We start from the raw sequence: 16,862 nt of genomic DNA on the forward strand, positions 1-16,862 counted from the left end.
GCGGGAAGGTGCCCGGGAGCGGAACCGCAGCGGCGGTGTCGTCACCGCCCACCGCAGTTGCACGGCACGGTCACGGCGCGTGCCCTCCCGACGACGACGGCGCCGCGCCCCCGGGAGGGTGCGGCGCCGTGGCGCGTGGGGACAGCGGGATTCAGCGCTCTCCGGGGCCCTCGGGATCCTTATGGACCTGCGGGATCTCCTGGGTCAGCGGCGCGGGGACCACGTCGCCGGAGGCGGTGATCACGGGCACCTCGTTGCCCTCCGAGTCCAGCAGCCGGCCGTCCTTGACGGTGTCCCCCTCCTGGAGGTGGCTCTGCAGGTGCTCGAGCGCCTCCAGGGGAACGTAGCGCGGCGGGGCCTCCGTGAACACCGAGCCACGGCCCTCCGGGGGATTGCCGAACGTGATCTCGTTGAACAGGATGTTGAGCACCACAGCGGCGACCGCGGCGGAGCTGATGCCCGAGTGGAAGATGGTCTCGAACCACGTGGGGAACCCCGCGTAGATCTTCGGGGCGGCAATGGGCAGCATGCCGATCCCGATGCTCGTGGCCACGATGATCAGGTTGGGCGTGCCCTCGAACTTCACCTTTCCCAGCGTGCGGATTCCCGACGCCGCCACGGTGCCGAACAGCACGATGCCCGCACCTCCCAGCACGGGCACGGGCACGGCCGCGACCACGCGGCCCAGGCCGGGCAGCAGCCCCAGCAGCAGCATGATCACGCCGCCGGCGGTCACCACGAAGCGGCTCTTGACCCCGGTGATGGCCACGAGGCCCACGTTCTGCGCGAACGCGGACTGGGTGAAGCCGTTGAACACGGGGGAGATGAAGGACGCACCCATGTCCGCCCGCAGCCCGTCCGCAATGCGCTTGCGGTCCACGTCCGTGCCCACGATCTCGCCCACGGCGATGATGTCCGCGGTGGTCTCCGTGAGGATCACGAGCACCACGATGGTCATGGAGATGATCGCGGCGGGCTGGAACGTGGGTGCTCCGAAGGAGAACGGCTGCGGAAAGGCGAACAGGGCGCCGTCGCCCACCCGCGAGAAGTCCGCCATGCCCAGGGCCACGGCCAGCAGTGTGCCCAGCACGATGCCCAGCAGGATGGACAGCCGCGAGACCAGGGCGCTGCGCACCTTGGACAGCACCATGATGATCAGCAGGGTGGCACCGGCCAGGCACACGTTGTGGAAGATGGCGTTCTCGTCACCCTTGGCGGCCACCGCGGCGCCGCCCATGGCCCACTGCGCGGCCACCGGGAACAGGGAGAGCCCGATGGTGGTGATGACCACGCCCGTGACCACGGGCGGGAAGAAGCGGATGATCCGGGCGAAGAACGGCGCCAGCACGAAGCCGATGGCCGCCGAGACCATCACCGCGCCGAACACGGCCTGGATGCCCCCGCCCCCGTTGACGATGGCCGTCATGGTGGCCACGCCCGCGAACGAGGTCCCCTGCACCAGAGGGAGCTGCGAGCCGAAGAACCTGACCCCGAAGGACTGCAGCACCGTGGCGAGCCCGCCCACGAACAGGCAGCACGCCACCAGCAGCGCCTGCTCGTTGGCGGACAGCCCCGCCGCGCCGCCCACGATCAGCGGCGGGGCGATGATCCCGCCGTACATGGTGAGCACGTGCTGGAAGCCGTAGCCGAAGCTCGCGCCCACTCCCAGGTACTGGTCCTCGGGGCGGGACGCCCTGGTGGGGGCTGAGGTGGATGACATGACGGGCCTTCCGGGAAGTGTGTGGACGAGGCCCCCGCCGTGGACGGTCGGGCGGGGGCCTGTGCGGTGGGGGCGGGGACTCAGCAGAAGCCGGTGATGCCCATCCAGGCGTTCTCGTCCAGCGGGGCGTCCTTGCGCTGCACGGTGGCCTCGATCAGACCGAAGGGGCGGTCCGCCGCGTAGTGCGTCTCCTTGGGGTTCTCCATGCCGCAGAACCCCAGGTCGTAGACGAAGTGGTGCTTGTTGGGGCACGAGAACTTGATCTCGTCGATCTCCGGGTGGGCCTCGATCACGGCCTTGCCCATGAGGTAGAGGGTCTCCTGCAGGGCCCGGGAGTAGTGGTCCGTGAACTTGTCCAGGATGATCTTCTTGACGTCCTCGTACACCGCGTCGAAGTCCACGTCCGTGGTGTTGTAGCGCCAGCGGGTGGCCACGTCCGTGGACATGATCCGGTCCGTGGTCTCCGGCAGGGTGGTGTACTGGTCCTTGGGGTAGCCCTCGAAGCCGGACTTCGTGGACTTGAGGACCGTGAGGTCCTTGAAGCCGGAGATCACGGTGCTCCTCGACCCGTCCGTGACCACCACGGCGGTGCGGACCTCCTGCTTGTTCTGCACGAAGCAGTGGTCGTGGTCGTTGATGCGGTCCCACGCGTGCTCGTCCGCGGCCCACCGGCCGCCGGAGACCCAATCGAACTCGGACGTGAAGTGCTCCGAGAGCTTGAGCAGCAGCGCCTCGGGGGAGTCCACCCCGTACTTCTGCACGAACGCGAACACGGTGTTCTTCTGGGTGTCCGTGGGCACGCAGTGGCCGTTGTCGCCCTGCGTGTGCACGGCGTCGAAATCACCCCGCAGCTGGGACGTGACCACCAGGTCACGGATCACGTGGCGGTCGGTGTCGCGGTGGATGCGCACCACGTGGTTCTCCGCCTTGCCGTACTGGTTCTTCCCGAGCACTACGTCGGTCATGGTCCTCTGCTCCTTCGTCAGGAATGCGTGGGTGGTGGATCGGCAGCCGTCGACCGTGGGGTCGGCTCCTGGGTCAGCTGCCGCGGTACGTGGAGTACGCGAACGGGCTCAGCAGCAGGGGCACGTGGTAGTGGCCCTGCTCCTGACGCGCCGTGAAGTCCACCGAGACGAACGGGTAGAACGTCTCCAGCCCGCGGCCGGCGAAGTACGGCTCGGTCGCGAAGATGATCCGGTAGTGGCCGGACTCCAGGGTTTCGGGGCCGAGCTCGCTGACCCGGCCGTCCTCGTCGGTGGTGGCGGAGGCGAGCTCGCGGCCCTCGCCGGTGAGGAGGGTGACGTCGATCCCGGCGGCGGGGCAGCCGTGCACGGAGTCGAGGACGTGGGCGGAGATGAAGCTCATGAGAGCGCTCCCGCGAGTCGCAGGACGGCGATCTGGCGCAGCTGCTCGGCCACTTCGCGGCGTTCGTCCTCGGGGGTGTTGGTCATCCGGCGGCGCGCCTCGGTGAGGATCTCGGGGAGGCTGCGGCCGGCGGCGCGGATCAGGAACACGTGACCGAAGCGCTGCTGGTAGTCCAGGTTGGCGCGTTCCAGCTCAGCTCTCACGACGGCGTCCGCGTCCCCGAGTGCGGCCTGCTCACCGCGCGAGAGGCTCGCCTCGGTGGAGTCGCCCTCGGCGCGGCGTCCGATCATCGGGTGGTGGGACAGCGCCCGGTCCAGCTCCTCGTCCGTGAGCGGGTGGGCCGCCGTGCGGGCGGTGTCGAGGGCCGCGGCCACCGTGTCGTACGGGCGGTGGGACACGACCTCGTCGATCCAGCGGGGCACGTCCAGCGCCGGGCGCACGGCCGCGGCCGCGGCGGCGTCGTCGAGTGCATTGAACTCGGTGAGGTCCACGGACCGGCCTCCTCGCCATGGTGGTCGCAAATTTTCGCAATGTGAAAAACGAATTTCACCGGAATCCAGTGAACTGGATCACAGGGCGCGCGTCAAGCGCCGGACCCGTCCCGGTGGGTGGCCTCAGTGCGGGAGCTCGCCCCGCAGCGGTGGTGTGCGGCGAGGCCTGCGGCCGTGGCTAGCATGAGGGCATGAAACCGTTCGTGCTGCTGGCCACCCGTGATGACGACGTCCTGGCGGACGAGGAGTACGAGGCCGTGGCGCGCTTCGGAGGGCTGAAGACCTCGCAGCTGGAACGCATCCGCCTGGAGCAGGGGAATTTCCCCACACTGGACCTGGACCGTTACAGCGGGATCATCGTGGGCGGCTCACCGTTCAACTCCTCGGACCCCGCTGAGCAGAAGTCCCGCGTGCAGCGGCTCGCGGAGTCCTGGATCAGCGGCCTGCTGGACGAGGTGGTGGCCCGTGACTACCCGTTCCTGGGGGCGTGCTACGGCGTGGGGACCCTCGGCATCCACCAGGGTGCCGTGGTGGACCGGACCCGTCCGGAGGAGGTGGGCCCCATCACCGTGACCCTCACGGAGGCGGGGGAGGCGGATCCGCTCCTCGCGGACATGCCCCGGGAGTTCAGCGCCTACGTGGGGCACAAGGAGGGCACCCGGGTGATGCCGCCCAATGCCGTTCTGCTCGCGGAGGGATCGGTGTGCCAGGTGCAGATGTACCGCATCAAGGAGAACCTCTACGCCACGCAGTTCCACCCGGAGCTGGACGTGGAGGGGCTCGTGAACCGCATCCGCGTGTACAAGGACCTGGGCTACTTCAAGCCGGACGAGCTGGAGACCGTGATCGAGCGGATCACCCACGGGCCCGCCGTGGACCAGGCGCCCAAGGTGCTCAGCGCGTTCGTGGAGCGCTACGCCCGCTGACACCGGCCGCGGGTGCCGCGTGGTCGTCAGGTAGGGGCGTGCGTCGCCGCGGGTTGCCCTCGAACGACGGCGCTCGCGGCAGGAGGTCGCGCGAGCCACCTGGGTGGGCCGTTCCACGGGGCCCCGGGGGCGCCCACGGGCTGCCGCGAGGGTGAGCGCACGGCGGGCGCCCTGCACAATCCGGCGCACCGGGCCCCGGACCGATACCGTGGGGGAATGAGTCACCCCAGCGCACCGTGGTCCCGTCCTGTTCCCTCCCCGACAAGCACCCCGAGCGCACCGGCCCCGGGCGAGACGTGGCCCGGTGCTCCCATGGGCGGGTCTGTGACGGGCGGAGTGCAGCCGGCTCCCCGGACCCGCACGTACTTCTACCACCGTCTGGCCCGCACGGACCCCCACCACCGCTGGTGGATGCCGCTGGTGGAGGGGCTGATCCTCTTCGGCATCTTCATGGTCCTGAGCATCCTGTTCGGGATCGTGCTGGCGCTCGCATTCCCCGAGACCCTGACCGAGGACGTGCTGGCCGCCGACCAGCTGGACCCGGTCGTGTACTTCATGCTCTTCGCGTCCGTGGCGCTGCTGCTGCCCAGCGCCCTGCTGGCCCGGCTCGTGCTCGGCCCCCGGCCGCTCGGGCTGATCTTCTCGGTCACCGGCCGCATCCGGTGGAAGTGGCTGCTCCTGTGCTTCCTGGTGGCGGTGGGCGTCTACGCGGTGGTCAACCTGGCGGGCATCGGCCTGGACCTCGCCACGGGCGGGACCCCCACCTCCGTGCAGCTGGCACCGGGCTTCGGCTGGCTGCTGGCCACCACGCTGATCGTGGTGCCACTGCAGTGCACGGCGGAGGAAGTGGTCTTCCGCGGGTACCTGGCCCAGATGGTGGGCCGCTGGCTCAAGCACCCCGCGTGGGCCATCCTGCTGCCCGTCCCGCTGTTCGTGGCCGGGCACGTGTACGACGTGTGGGGTCTGCTCTCAGTGGCGATCATGGCGGTGTCCATGGGCATCGTCACGTGGCGCACCGGCGGGCTCGAGGCGGGCATCGCCCTGCACGCCGTGAACAACATGACCGTCTCGCTGTTCGCCATGCTCGGTTTGGTGGACATGAACGACACCAGCGGGGCGCCCACGGACCTGGTCACCGAGGTGATCCTCAACGGCGCCTTCATCGCCCTGGTGTTCTGGCTCGTGAAGCGCCACCCGGAGGTCGCGGTCACCCGCACCGTGGTGCTCCCGCAGCCCCCGGCCCCGCCCCGGCTGCCGACCGTGCGGCCCGCGGCGATCGCGGCGGACCGCTCCGGGCTGGCCGCCTACCCCTACGACCCCGCCACGCAGACCTACCTGAGCCTGCCCCCGCAGTACGGCCCCTACGTGGTGCGGGACGGCCAGGGCCGCTACGTGGGTGTCCTGGACACCCGCGGCGCCGGTGAGATGCAGCCCACATACACTGGGCCCCATGACGGACAGTACTGACATGCACGCTTCCGACCGGGCGCACGCGGCCCCAGACAGCCCTGCCCACGCAGAGTTCGCCCGCGACCTCGGGCGGTTCGTGACGGCGTCCCCCAGCTCGTACCACGCCGTGGCCACTGTGGCCGCGGCACTCGACGACGCCGGGTTCACCGCCCTGGACGAGGCCCAGCCGTGGCAGATCGGCGCGGGCCGCTGGTACACGGTGCGCGACGGCGCCCTGATCGCCTGGGTGCTCCCGTCCGGTGCCGCACCGGGGGCGGGTTATCGCATCCTGGGTGCCCACACCGACTCCCCGGGCTTCAAGCTCAAGCCCCGCCCCACCACGGTGACCCACCGCTGGTACCAGGCGGGCGTGGAGGTCTACGGCGGAGCGCTGCTGAACTCGTGGCTGGACCGGGACCTGCGCTTCGCGGGCCGGCTGGTGGTGCGCGGCGCGGACGGGGCACCGCGCTCCGTGCTCACGAGCACCGGGCCCGTGGCCCGCATCCCGCAGCTGGCCATCCACCTGGACCGCTCCGCCAACGACGCCCTGAGCCTGGACCGGCAGCGCCACACCCAGCCCGTGTGGGGTGTGGGGGATGCCCAGGACGCGGACGTCCTCGCGGTGCTGGCAGACGCCGTCCACGCACCGGCCGCCGGCGGCGCCGGGGAGGCGAGCGACCCTGCAGCGCGGACTGCCGGTTCCGGCACGGCGCCCGGCACCGGGACGCCCACGGCGGAGGTGCCCGCCGTGGACCCCGCCGACATCCTGGGCTACGACATCACCGTGGCGGACACCCAGGCCCCCGAGCTCATCGGCGCCCAGCAGAACCTGCTGGCCAGCGGCCGCCTGGACAACCTCACCACCGTCCACGCGGGGCTGCGGTCCCTGGTGGAGCACGCGGAGGAGCTGGAGTCCGCGGAACACGTGAGCGTGTTCGCCGCGTTCGACCACGAGGAGGTGGGGTCCGCGACCCGCTCCGGTGCGGCCGGCCCGTTCCTCGAGGACGTGCTCGTGCGCATCGGCGCCTCCCGCGGGGACTCCACCGACGACCACCGTCGCGCGCTCGCCCACTCGGTGTGCCTGTCCTCGGACGCGGGCCACCTGGTGCACCCCAACTACCAGGGCCACCACGACCCGGTGAACACCCCGGAGCCCGGCCGTGGCCCGCTGCTCAAGATCAACGCGCAGCAGCGCTACACCACGGACGCCGTGGGTGCCGCGGTGTGGGCGGAGGCGTGCGAACGCGCCGGTGTTCCGTACCAGGAGTTCGTCTCCAACAACGGTGTGCCGTGCGGGTCCACCATCGGCCCCATCACCGCCACCCGCCTGGGCATCCGCACCCTGGACGTGGGGGTGGGTCTGCTGTCCATGCACTCGGCGCGCGAGCTCGTGCACACCGCAGACCTGTTCGCAATGTACCGCGCCATCGGGGGCTTCTGGCGCGGCTGAGCCCCGCGCCGCCCGCTCCGCCCTACACGCGAGGCTCGGCCGCGCAGCCGCGCACGCCCCTCCGCCCGCGACGCCGCACGCAGAGGCGTGCACACACCACTCCCACGCACGACGCCGCCCGGTGACCTTCGCGCAGAAGGCCACCGGGCGGCGTCGTCAGCAGGGCGCGCGGGGCGTCCGTGGAGCAGGAGCGGGTTACGGCAGCTGCAGCATGGAGATGTCCGCCATGCGGGCCATCACGCGCACCACCTGGCAGGAGTAGCCGAACTCGTTGTCGTACCAGACGTAGAGCACCAGCGAGTTGTTGTTCACGATGGTGGCCAGCCCGTCCACCACGCCGGCGCGGCGCGAGCCCACGAGGTCCGTGGAGACCACGTCCGGGGAGTCCACGTAGTCGATCTGCTTGCGCATGGCCGAGTTCAGGGAGATGTCCTTGAGGAACATGTTCACCTGCTCGGCGGACTCCGGGGCGTTCTCCAGTTGGAGGTTGAGGATGGCCATGGAGACGTCCGGGGTGGGCACGCGGATGGCGTTGCCGGTGAGCTTGCCCTTCATCACGGGCAGGGCCTTGGCCACGGCCTTGGCGGCACCGGTCTCGGTGATCACCATGTTCAGCGCGGCGGAGCGGCCGCGGCGGTCACCCTTGTGCCAGTTGTCGATCAGGTTCTGGTCGTTGGTGTAGGAGTGCACGGTCTCCACGTGGCCCTGGACGATCCCGTACTCGTCGTTGAGGACCTTGATCACCGGGGTGATGGCGTTGGTGGTGCAGGACGCCGCGGAGATGATGGTGTCCTCCGGGTCGATGTCCTGGTCGTTCACGCCGCACACGATGTTCTTCATCTCGCCCTTGCCGGGGGCGGTGAGCAGCACCTTGCCCACACCCTTGGACCGCAGGTGCTGGGAGAGGCCCTCCTCGTCGCGCCACACGCCGGTGTTGTCCACCACGAGGGCGTCGTGGATGCCGTAGGCGGTGTAGTCGATCTCCTCGGGGGAGTTCGCGTAGATGAACTGGATCGCCACGCCGTTGGCGGTGATCACGTTGTTCTCTTCATCCACGGTGATGGTGCCGTCGAAGGAGCCGTGCACGGAGTCGCGGCGCAGCAGGGACGCGCGCTTGACGAGGTCGTTGCCGGGCTTCTTGCGCACCACCACGGCGCGCAGGTTCAGGCCTGTGCCGTCGTTGCGGTTGAGCAGGATGCGGGCGAGCAGGCGGCCGATGCGCCCGAAGCCGTACAGCACCACGTCCCGGGTCTCGGCGTCGTTGCTGCCGTGCTGGTCCACGGCCGGGGCGAGCGCCTCGCGCAGGTAGCCGTCCAGGTCCGTGGAGCCGGACTCGGTGAAGCCCTGGTAGAGCTTGGCCACGTCCACGTTGCACACGCCCAGGTTCAGCGCACCCAGTGCCGTGACGATCTCCACGGTCTTCTCCAGGGGCATCTCCTCACCCATGATGCGGCGGGCGAAGCGGTGGACCTTGATGATGTCCGTGACGGACTTGTGCACCAGGGACCGGCCGAAGACGGTGGTGACCACCTTGTTGTTGCGGTGCAGCTGCCCCACCAGGGGGACCAGCTGCTCGGCGAGGGCCTCTCGTTCTGACCACGTGGCGCTCATGAGCATCCTTCTTCCTCGGCCCGGACGTCCTCGTGCGGGCCGTGTTGGTGTCGCGCGGCGGTGCGCGAGCTGGCGTGATGGAGCGCCCCGTGAGCGGCGCTGCTCGTCGGCCCCAGTTTACGTGCCCCCGCGCCCCCTCGTGGTCTGTGCCCACGGATGACGACGCCGCCTGGCGCGGCTGCGCGCTCGGGGCGGGCCGCGGGTGCTTTGCTACCGTGGAACCATGTTGACCGTGATCGGTGAGGCCCTCGTGGACGTGGTGTCCCGCAGCGGCGAACAACCCCGGGCCCACGTGGGCGGAAGCCCCATGAACGTGGCCGTGGGCCTGGCCCGGCTGGGTCACCAGGTGCAGTTCCTGGGCCGCTACGGCCAGGACGAGTACGGCCACCAGGTGGTCGAGCACCTGCGCGGCAACGGGGTGCGGCTGCCCTTCGAGGCGGATGACCGCCCCACCTCCGTGGCCCAGGCCGTGCTGGACGAGAACGGCGCGGCGGACTACGAGTTCCAGCTGGACTGGTCCCTGGACGTCTCTCCGGTCCGGATCGACGAGCTGCTCGCGGACACGGACCTGCTGCACGTGGGGTCGATCGGCGCCATGCTGGAGCCGGGGGCCTCCGTGGTGCGGCAGGCTCTGGAGCGTGCGCACCGCCACGCGCTGATCTCCTACGACCCCAACTGCCGGCCTTCGATCATTCCCGACTCCTCGGACGCCCGCGCCCGCGCGGAGCAGATCGTGGGACTCGCCCACGTGGTCAAGGCCTCGGACGAGGACCTGCTGTGGCTCTACCCGCACCGCACCGTGGAGGACTCCGCCCGCGCGTGGCTGTCCGCCGGTGTCCGCCTCGTGGTGGTCACGCGCGGCGCCATGGGACCGTGGGCACTCAGCCGCGGCACGGGGCCCGACGGCGTGTTCGTCCCCGCCGCGAGAGTCACCGTGGCGGACACCGTGGGAGCGGGGGATTCGTTCATGGCCGCGCTGCTGAGCGGACTCGCGGACCGCCAGATCCTGGGAGCCTCCGGGGCGTCCTCGCTCGAGCAGCTCGGTGCGGACGAGGTGACCGCGCTGCTGGGCTACGCCGCCGCGGCCGCGGGCGTCACGGTCTCCCGTTCCGGGGCGCAGCTGCCCACCCGAGAGGACCTGCCGCCGAGCGGCTGACAGCTCGCCACCGCTCCCGCCCCGACAGAATCCACTGCGCCCGGCAGGAGCGTCTGAGCAGGGCCACCCGCCGTGGCTGGATGGACCGCAGAACCCCACGGACAGCAAAGTCCGGACACCACCACCCCGCGAGATGAGAGGAACACCGTCATGTACGACCGTCATCCCTACGCCGACCTCCCCGAGCTGCCCACCTTCACCCTGACCTCCACGGACGTGACCGACGGCGAGCCCGTGGCCACGCCCCAGGTCTCCGGGATCATGGGTGCCGGGGGAGAGGACGTCTCCCCGCAGCTGTCGTGGTCCGGTGCCCCGGAGGGCACGCAGTCCTACGTGGTGACCATGTTCGACCCGGACGCCCCCACCCCCAGCGGGTTCTGGCACTGGTGCCTGTCCAACATCCCGGCGGACGTCACCGAACTGGCCACCGGGGCGGCGTCGAACCCGCCGAAGGGTGCCGTGAAGCATCGCAACGACGGCGGCACGGACGAGTACCTGGGCGCCGCACCGCCCGAGGGGCACGGCCCGCACCGCTACATCATCTGCGTGACCGCCGTGGACGTCCCCGAGCTCGAGGTGGACGAGAGCGCGAGCCCCGCTGTGGTGAACTTCAACCTGTTCTCCCACGCCCTGGGACGCGCGTTCCTCACGCCTACGTACGAAGTGAAGTAGTCGCGGTGGCGGAGCACGTGCAGGATCCGGGGCGGGCGCCCGTCCGGCTGATCGCGAGCGATCTGGACGGGACCGTCCTGGGCCCGGACTTCCGCTTCCGCCCCCGCACCCTGGAGGCCATCGCCGCGGCCCGGGACGCCGGGATCCAGGTGGTGTTCGTGACCGGGCGCCCCAAACGGTGGCTGGACCCCCTGCACGAGCAGCTCGACGACGTGGGCGTGGTGATCTGCTCCAACGGCGCCGTGGTCTTCGATCCCGGCACGGAGCGTGTGCTGCACGCCAACGGCTTCGACGTGTCCGAGGCGCTGCCGGTGATCGAGGACGTGCGCCGGGCATTCCCGGACTCGCTGTTCGCCGCGGAGACCCTGGACGCCGTGCACACGGACCACGGATGGGCGCGCACGGACCGGATGGAGATCCGGGACGTCACCGAGGCACCAGTGACCGAGACCCTGCGCGCCGGCACCCAGGTGGTCAAACTGCTCGCCAAGCTGGACGGCGCCGAGCCGGAAGCCTACTTCGAGGCCGTCCGCGATGTGGTGGCGGGCAGGCTCGCGGTCACCCACTCGGTGGCCGCCGCCCCGCTCGTGGAGATGGGCCAGCGCGGGCTCACCAAGGCCCGCACCCTCGAGCACTTCGCCGCTGAGCTGGGGATCTCCCGCCACGAGGTGATGGCGTTCGGGGACATGCCCAACGACCTCGAGATGCTCACCTGGGCCGGGCGGGGCTACGCCATGGCGGACGGGCACCCGGGCGTCGTCGCCGCCGTGGAGCGCACCGCACCGGCGTTCACCGAGGACGGCGTGGCGCACGTGATCGAGCGGTACCTGGCGGGGGAGGCGCACGACGCCGCGGCGGTCCCCGCCCCCGCGCACCCCGCCCGCCCCGGGCGCCCTGGTGTGCCGACCACCGAGGAGGACCATGCCTGAGACCCCGCGCGCCCACCCCCGAGCCCGGTTCCGTGCCGGCCGGAACCCCGCCGCGCTCGCCCACCGCGGGTTCTCCCCGGACGGGCACGAAAACACGATGGCCGCCTTCCGGGCCGCCGCGGAGCTGGGCTTCGTGTGGCTGGAGACGGACGTGCACACCACGAGCGACGGCGTGGTGGTGGCGTTCCACGACCCCACGCTGGAGCGGGTCACGGGCACGGACGGGGACGTCAACGAGTTCACGTGGGCGCAGTTGCGCGAGCTGCGGGTGGGCGGGGAGCACGGCATCCCCACCCTTGCCGAGCTGCTGCGCGAGCTGCCGGACGCGTGCCTGAACATCGACGTCAAGGACGAGGCCTCCGTGGCCGCGCTGCCCGAGGTGGTCGCCCGGGAGGACGCGGCGGACCGGGTGCGGGTCACCTCGTTCTCCGAGTCACGACGACGCCGCACGCTCGCCCGGATCGCGCACCTCACCGGCCGCCGTGTTCGGACCTCCGCCGGAACGCTCGGCACCGCCGGGTTCCTCGCGGTGTCCACGATGGCACCGCTCACGGACCGGCTCTCCCCGAAGATCGCCGCGGCACTGTGGGCGGGCCACCGCCGCGCGTGGGCCCGGGCGGTTGCGCCGTTCGACACCCTGCAGCTGCCCGAGCACCACACCCTGGACCTGCCCCTGGGCAGGCAGGTCACCGTGCGGATCGTCTCCCCGCGGTTCCTGGAGTTCGCCCACCGGGAGGGGATCGCGGTGCAGGTGTGGACGGTCAACGACACCGCGGACATGCACCGGCTGCTGGACATGGGCGTGGACGGGCTCATCACGGACCGGGCGGACCTGCTGCGGGCGGTGCTGGAGGAACGCGGCCAGTGGCCGCCGGACGCGCAGCTCTGACGTCCGCCCCGACACGCCCGCGCGTGGGCCCTCCTCGGACGGGGTGCGTCACGCGTCCCGGCGGAGGCGTCCGGCGGGCCCTTGCAAGGGTGGAGCGGGTCTCGCCTGGCTCGACGCGAGGGCAGTGGACCGGTCCGCCTCACCCCGTCGAGCCCCGCGGCGCGGTAGCTTGAGGGTGATCGGGGCCACGGGCGATCTCGGAATCGCCTCACCGGTCCCGGTGCCCGTCCGACGAGCCGAGGGAGGCCGCATGCACTGCACGGCCGTTCTTCCTGCCCTCGTCCGCACCCGGGTCTGCCAACTGGCCGCCGCGTCCGCGCCGCCGCCGAGCAGGCCCGCGCACCCCGAGCAGTCGGCCATCTACCGCCGTCGGCTCACCGTTCAGACGCCTCTGCAGGGCCACCGCGTGGTGGCCCCGCGCCTGAGCAAGATCCCGTAGCTGGGCCCACGCCGCCTCGACGCCGCCCGTGCCCGCGGGTGCGCGTCCGCACTGCCTGCGACGCCGCGCGTCGTTCCGCGTGCCCGCGACCATCCCGCCCGCGACCACTCAGCCTGCGAGGAACCATGAACCCTGTGCCACCGTCCGCGCTCCCCTCCGGAGGACCTGATCCCGAGAGCCGCGTGCACCGTCCAGGACCGGACGGGCCGCACCGCGGCGTCCGCTCCGGGCTGAGCCGGCGCGGGTTCATGGGACTGGGCGCCGCGGCGGCGTTGGCCCTGGCGGGCTGCGGCAGCAGCAACGGGGAGCCCGGAGCGGCCGTGGCGCAGGCCTCGGGAGAACCGCAGCGCGGGGGCATCCTGCGGATCGGGATGACCGGCGGCGGCGCGTCCGACAGCCTGGACGCCCACGCCCCGGTGGTCACCGCGGACGGCGGCCGCGTGATGGGGCTGTACGACCGCCTCTACGAGTTCGACCCCGACTACAAGACCGTGCCCGGGCTCGCCGAGTCCGCGCGTCCGCTCAAGGGCGGGCGGACGTGGGAGTTCCGGCTGCGCGAGGGTGTGCGCTTCCACGACGGCCGCCCACTGACCCCGCAGGACGTGGTCGCCACGTTCGAGCGGATCACCAATCCGAAGGACCCCAAGACCGGCGCGTCCGCGCTCGCGGGGCTCAAGCGCGTGGTGGCCGTGGGCGAGCGCACGGTGCGCTTCGAGCTGGAGCAGCCGGACTCCACCCTGCTGGACTCCCTGTCCCAGAACTCCATGGGCATCGTGCCCGCGGACTACGACCCCGAGAAGCCGGTGGGCACGGGGCCGTTCACCCTGGGGGACTTCGAGCCGGGGCAGCTCACCGTGCTCAAGCGCAACCCTGACTACTGGGCCGAGCCGCCGTACGTGGACGAGGTCCACCTGCTGAACTTCAACGACCCGGACGCCCTGGTCAACGCGCTGCTCTCCACGCAGGTGGACGTGGTGGGCCAGCTGCCGCTCGCCCTGGTGGACGTGGTCAACACGGACCCGCGGCTGCACACCGTGCTCTCCGAGACCGGCAACTGGCTGCCGTTCACCATGCGCGTGGACGTCGCACCGTTCGACGACCCCCGGGTCCGGCAGGCGTTCCGGCTGGTGGTGGACCGCGAGCAGATGGTGGAGCAGGTGTTCTCCGGCCACGGCACCGTGGCCAACGACATGTACGCCCCGTTCGACCCGGGGACCCCCGACCTCCCGCAGCGCACCCGGGACATCGCGAAGGCCAGGAAGCTGCTCGCGGACGCCGGGCACCCGGACGGGCTGGAGGTGGAGCTCGTCACCGCGCCCATCCAGTCCGGCGCCGTGGAGGCCGCCCAGGTCTTCGTGGAGCAGGCCGCGGAGGCGGGGATCACCGTCACGCTGCGCCGCGTGGACAGCACCACGTTCTTCGGCGACGGGTACCTGCAGTACCCCTTCTCCCAGGACTTCTGGTACACCCGCAACTTCCTCTCGCAGACGGCCCAGGGCACCGTGGAGAAAGCCCCGTTCAACGAGACCCACTGGGCGGACCCGAAGTTCACGGAGCTCTACGCGAAGGCACGCGCCACCATGGACGAGAAGAAGCGCAACCAGCTGATCGCCAAGGCCCAGAAGCAGCTGCACGACGAGGGCGGGTACATCGCCTGGGGGTTCTTCAACCAGGCGGACGCCTACCAGAACTACGTGGGCGGTGGGTTCGCGCACCGCATCGGCATGCCGGTGTGCGGGTTCCACATGCGCCATCTGTGGATCGACCAGGAAAGGAAGTGATCGCATGGCCGCCATGATCCTCAAACGGCTGGCAGTCTCGGTCTTCGTGCTGCTGGCAGTGTCCCTGCTGGTGTTCGCGTTCACCCTCATGCTCCCCGGTGATCCCGCACAGGCGATCCTGGGGCAGCAGGCCACCCCGGAGCGGCTGGCCGCGCTGCGCGAGCAGCTGCAGCTCAACGACCCCTGGTACACCCGCTACCTCACGTGGCTCGGCGGGCTGTTCGTGGGTGACCTCGGCACCTCGGCGGCCACGGGTGGTTCGGTGAACGAGCTGCTCGCCAGCAAGGTCTCCGCCTCCATGGTGCTCATGGTCATCGCGGCCGTGATCGCGATCCCCGTGGGCCTGCTGCTCGGCACGTGGTCCGCGATGCGCGAGGGCCGGGCCTCGGACCAGGCGCTCACCGGCTTCTCCCTGGTGCTCGCGGCGCTGCCGGAGTTCGTGATCGGTGTCATCCTCACCACCCTGCTCTCCACCACGGTGTTCACCCTGCTGCCCTCCGTGACCATGGCGGCCCCGGGGATGCAGGTGTGGGACTACCCGCTGCAGCTGGTCCTGCCGTCCCTGACCCTGGTGCTCGTGGTGGTGCCCTACATGATCCGCATGACCCGCACCACCATGATCGACGTCCTGGACTCCGGGTACGTGGAGATGGCCCGGCTCAAGGGCCTGCCGGAGCACCAGGTGATCTTCAAGCACGCCCTGCCCCACGCGATCGGCCCCGTGGCCCAGGTGGTGGCCATGCAGCTCGCGTGGCTGGCCGGGGGCATCGTGGTGGTCGAGTACCTCTTCCGCTTCCCCGGACTGGGCCAGGCCATGGTGGACGCCGTGAACAACCGTGACGTCCAGGTGGTCCAGGCGCTGTCCATGATCATCGCCGCGTTCTACGTGGTCGTGAACCTCATCGCGGACGTCATCGGCATCCTCGCCAACCCCAAGCTGCGGACGGAGTCCCGCTCATGAGCGCGCAGAACAGGGCGGGTGTCCCGCCCCAGGAGACCGGCGGCACCACGGCCGCGAACGACGTCGCCGTGGCCGCAGACCCTGCCGTGACCCCCGGGGGCGCCGGCGCACCGGACGGCGGTGCACCACAGGACTTCGGGCACAGCGAGTCCCGAGGTGATGCGCGGCCCGTGTCCTTCGTGCGGCGCGTGGTGCAGCAGCCCACGGCCAAGCTGGGCTTCGTGCTCACGGGCCTCGTGCTCCTCGTGGCGCTGCTCGGGCCGTTCGTGGTGCCCGCGTGGACCGGGTACGGGTCCAACTCCTTCGCGGGCAAGCCGTTCCAGCCGGGCGTGTTCGGCACCGACAACCTGGGCCGTGACGTGCTCTCCCGGTTCCTGGAGGGCGGCTGGAGGCTGCTGCTGTACTCGGCGCTGGCCACCGTGCTGGGCGTGGGGATCGGCGCGGTGCTGGGCATGCTCGCCGCGTTCCGCCGCGGCTGGCTGGACGCCGTGATCATGCGCTCCGGGGACGTGCTGCTGGCCATCCCGCAGCTCGTGTTCGCGCTGCTGGCCGTCACGGTCCTGGGCCCCCAGGGGTGGGTGCTCGTGCTGGTCATCGGCATCACCCACGCACCCCGGGTGGCCCGCGTGATCCGCTCCGCCACCGCCGGCGTGGTGGCGGAGGACTACGTGCTGGCCTCTCAGATGTACGCGGTGCCGCAGTGGAAGATCCTGGGCCGCGACGTGCTGCCCAACATCATGGGTCCGCTCATGGTGGAGGTGGGCCTGCGGCTCACGTACTCCATCGGTGCGGTGGCCTCCCTGTCGTTCCTGGGACTCGGCATGCAGCCACCCACCCCGGACTGGGGCCTGATGATCAACGAGAACCGGATCGCGCTGTCCCTGCAGCCGTGGGGGGTGCTCCTGCCCGTCATCGCGATCGCGGTGCTCACCGTGGGCACCAACCTGCTGGCCGACGCCGTGGCCACTGCCTCCGCGGGCCGTGTCCGCACCACCGCGAAGAAGGGCGCCTGATGAGAAGGTC

The 16,862-nt window shown here is 71.0% G+C and carries 16 protein-coding genes; 11 read left to right on the top strand and 5 right to left on the bottom strand.

The features are described 5' to 3' along the window. Window positions 1-151 precede the first annotated feature (151 nt). From HMPREF2833_RS02825 to uraD, 4 genes are all read right to left on the bottom strand, one after another. Complete coding sequence (locus HMPREF2833_RS02825; RefSeq protein WP_070636640.1) at window positions 152-1,720, bottom strand: nucleobase:cation symporter-2 family protein; 1,569 nt, start codon at window positions 1,718-1,720, stop codon at window positions 152-154. 80 nt (window positions 1,721-1,800) lie between these two features. Beyond that, window positions 1,801-2,685, bottom strand: coding sequence for a factor-independent urate hydroxylase (gene pucL, locus HMPREF2833_RS02830; protein WP_070636641.1), 885 nt, complete (start codon window positions 2,683-2,685; stop codon window positions 1,801-1,803). Between the two features lie 73 nt (window positions 2,686-2,758). Further along, on the bottom strand, window positions 2,759-3,085 hold the full coding sequence (gene uraH, locus HMPREF2833_RS02835) for a hydroxyisourate hydrolase (RefSeq protein WP_070636642.1): 327 nt from the start codon (window positions 3,083-3,085) through the stop codon (window positions 2,759-2,761). Beyond that, on the bottom strand, window positions 3,082-3,576 hold the full coding sequence (uraD, locus tag HMPREF2833_RS02840) for a 2-oxo-4-hydroxy-4-carboxy-5-ureidoimidazoline decarboxylase (RefSeq protein WP_070636643.1): 495 nt from the start codon (window positions 3,574-3,576) through the stop codon (window positions 3,082-3,084). Before uraD ends, uraH begins: the two co-directional genes overlap by 4 nt. A gap of 191 nt (window positions 3,577-3,767) precedes the next feature. Here uraD and HMPREF2833_RS02845 point away from each other — a divergent pair, with 191 nt between their 5' ends. The 3 genes from HMPREF2833_RS02845 to HMPREF2833_RS02855 all read left to right on the top strand — a co-directional run bounded on the left by HMPREF2833_RS02845 (window position 3,768) and on the right by HMPREF2833_RS02855 (window position 7,401). After that, complete coding sequence (locus HMPREF2833_RS02845) at window positions 3,768-4,502, top strand: glutamine amidotransferase (RefSeq protein WP_070636644.1); 735 nt, start codon at window positions 3,768-3,770, stop codon at window positions 4,500-4,502. Window positions 4,503-4,814: 312 nt separating this feature from the next. Further along, on the top strand, window positions 4,815-5,969 hold the full coding sequence (locus HMPREF2833_RS02850; RefSeq protein ID WP_070636645.1) for a CPBP family intramembrane glutamic endopeptidase: 1,155 nt from the start codon (window positions 4,815-4,817) through the stop codon (window positions 5,967-5,969). A gap of 1 nt (window position 5,970) precedes the next feature. Next, the gene (locus HMPREF2833_RS02855) at window positions 5,971-7,401 is read left to right on the top strand and encodes a M18 family aminopeptidase (protein ID WP_070636646.1); all 1,431 of its coding nucleotides are present in this window, start codon (window positions 5,971-5,973) and stop codon (window positions 7,399-7,401) included. A gap of 195 nt (window positions 7,402-7,596) precedes the next feature. Here the strand turns inward: HMPREF2833_RS02855 and HMPREF2833_RS02860 are convergent, their stop codons facing one another. Beyond that, the gene (locus HMPREF2833_RS02860; protein ID WP_223110557.1) at window positions 7,597-9,012 is read right to left on the bottom strand and encodes a glyceraldehyde-3-phosphate dehydrogenase; all 1,416 of its coding nucleotides are present in this window, start codon (window positions 9,010-9,012) and stop codon (window positions 7,597-7,599) included. A 223-nt stretch (window positions 9,013-9,235) separates the two neighbouring features. On the opposite strand from HMPREF2833_RS02860, the gene HMPREF2833_RS02865 reads away from it, so the two are divergent. The 8 genes from HMPREF2833_RS02865 (at window position 9,236) to HMPREF2833_RS02900 (ending at window position 16,852) form a co-directional block, all read left to right on the top strand. After that, window positions 9,236-10,168, top strand: coding sequence for a carbohydrate kinase family protein (locus HMPREF2833_RS02865; RefSeq protein ID WP_070636647.1), 933 nt, complete (start codon window positions 9,236-9,238; stop codon window positions 10,166-10,168). A gap of 150 nt (window positions 10,169-10,318) precedes the next feature. Beyond that, entirely contained in the window at window positions 10,319-10,840 is a 522-nt protein-coding gene (locus tag HMPREF2833_RS02870) for a YbhB/YbcL family Raf kinase inhibitor-like protein (RefSeq protein WP_039101009.1), read from the top strand. 5 nt (window positions 10,841-10,845) lie between these two features. Continuing rightward, window positions 10,846-11,769 (top strand): HAD family hydrolase, encoded by a 924-nt coding sequence (locus HMPREF2833_RS02875; RefSeq protein WP_019310597.1) that lies wholly within the window; start codon window positions 10,846-10,848, stop codon window positions 11,767-11,769. Continuing rightward, the gene (locus tag HMPREF2833_RS02880) at window positions 11,762-12,658 is read left to right on the top strand and encodes a glycerophosphodiester phosphodiesterase family protein (protein WP_070636648.1); all 897 of its coding nucleotides are present in this window, start codon (window positions 11,762-11,764) and stop codon (window positions 12,656-12,658) included. Before HMPREF2833_RS02875 ends, HMPREF2833_RS02880 begins: the two co-directional genes overlap by 8 nt. A gap of 250 nt (window positions 12,659-12,908) precedes the next feature. Next, window positions 12,909-13,097, top strand: coding sequence for a hypothetical protein (locus HMPREF2833_RS02885; protein ID WP_019310595.1), 189 nt, complete (start codon window positions 12,909-12,911; stop codon window positions 13,095-13,097). A gap of 125 nt (window positions 13,098-13,222) precedes the next feature. Next, window positions 13,223-14,878, top strand: a complete 1,656-nt coding sequence (locus HMPREF2833_RS02890; protein ID WP_223246202.1) for an ABC transporter substrate-binding protein — start codon at window positions 13,223-13,225, stop codon at window positions 14,876-14,878. Window positions 14,879-14,882: 4 nt separating this feature from the next. Then, on the top strand, window positions 14,883-15,839 hold the full coding sequence (locus tag HMPREF2833_RS02895; protein WP_070636649.1) for an ABC transporter permease: 957 nt from the start codon (window positions 14,883-14,885) through the stop codon (window positions 15,837-15,839). Beyond that, window positions 15,836-16,852, top strand: coding sequence for an ABC transporter permease (locus HMPREF2833_RS02900; protein ID WP_223246201.1), 1,017 nt, complete (start codon window positions 15,836-15,838; stop codon window positions 16,850-16,852). The genes HMPREF2833_RS02895 and HMPREF2833_RS02900 overlap by 4 nt, the downstream gene beginning before the upstream one ends. Window positions 16,853-16,862: the final 10 nt, after the last annotated feature.

It is taken from the genome of Kocuria sp. HMSC066H03 (assembly GCF_001812045.1).
Taxonomy (GTDB): Bacteria; Actinomycetota; Actinomycetes; order Actinomycetales; family Micrococcaceae; genus Kocuria; species Kocuria rhizophila.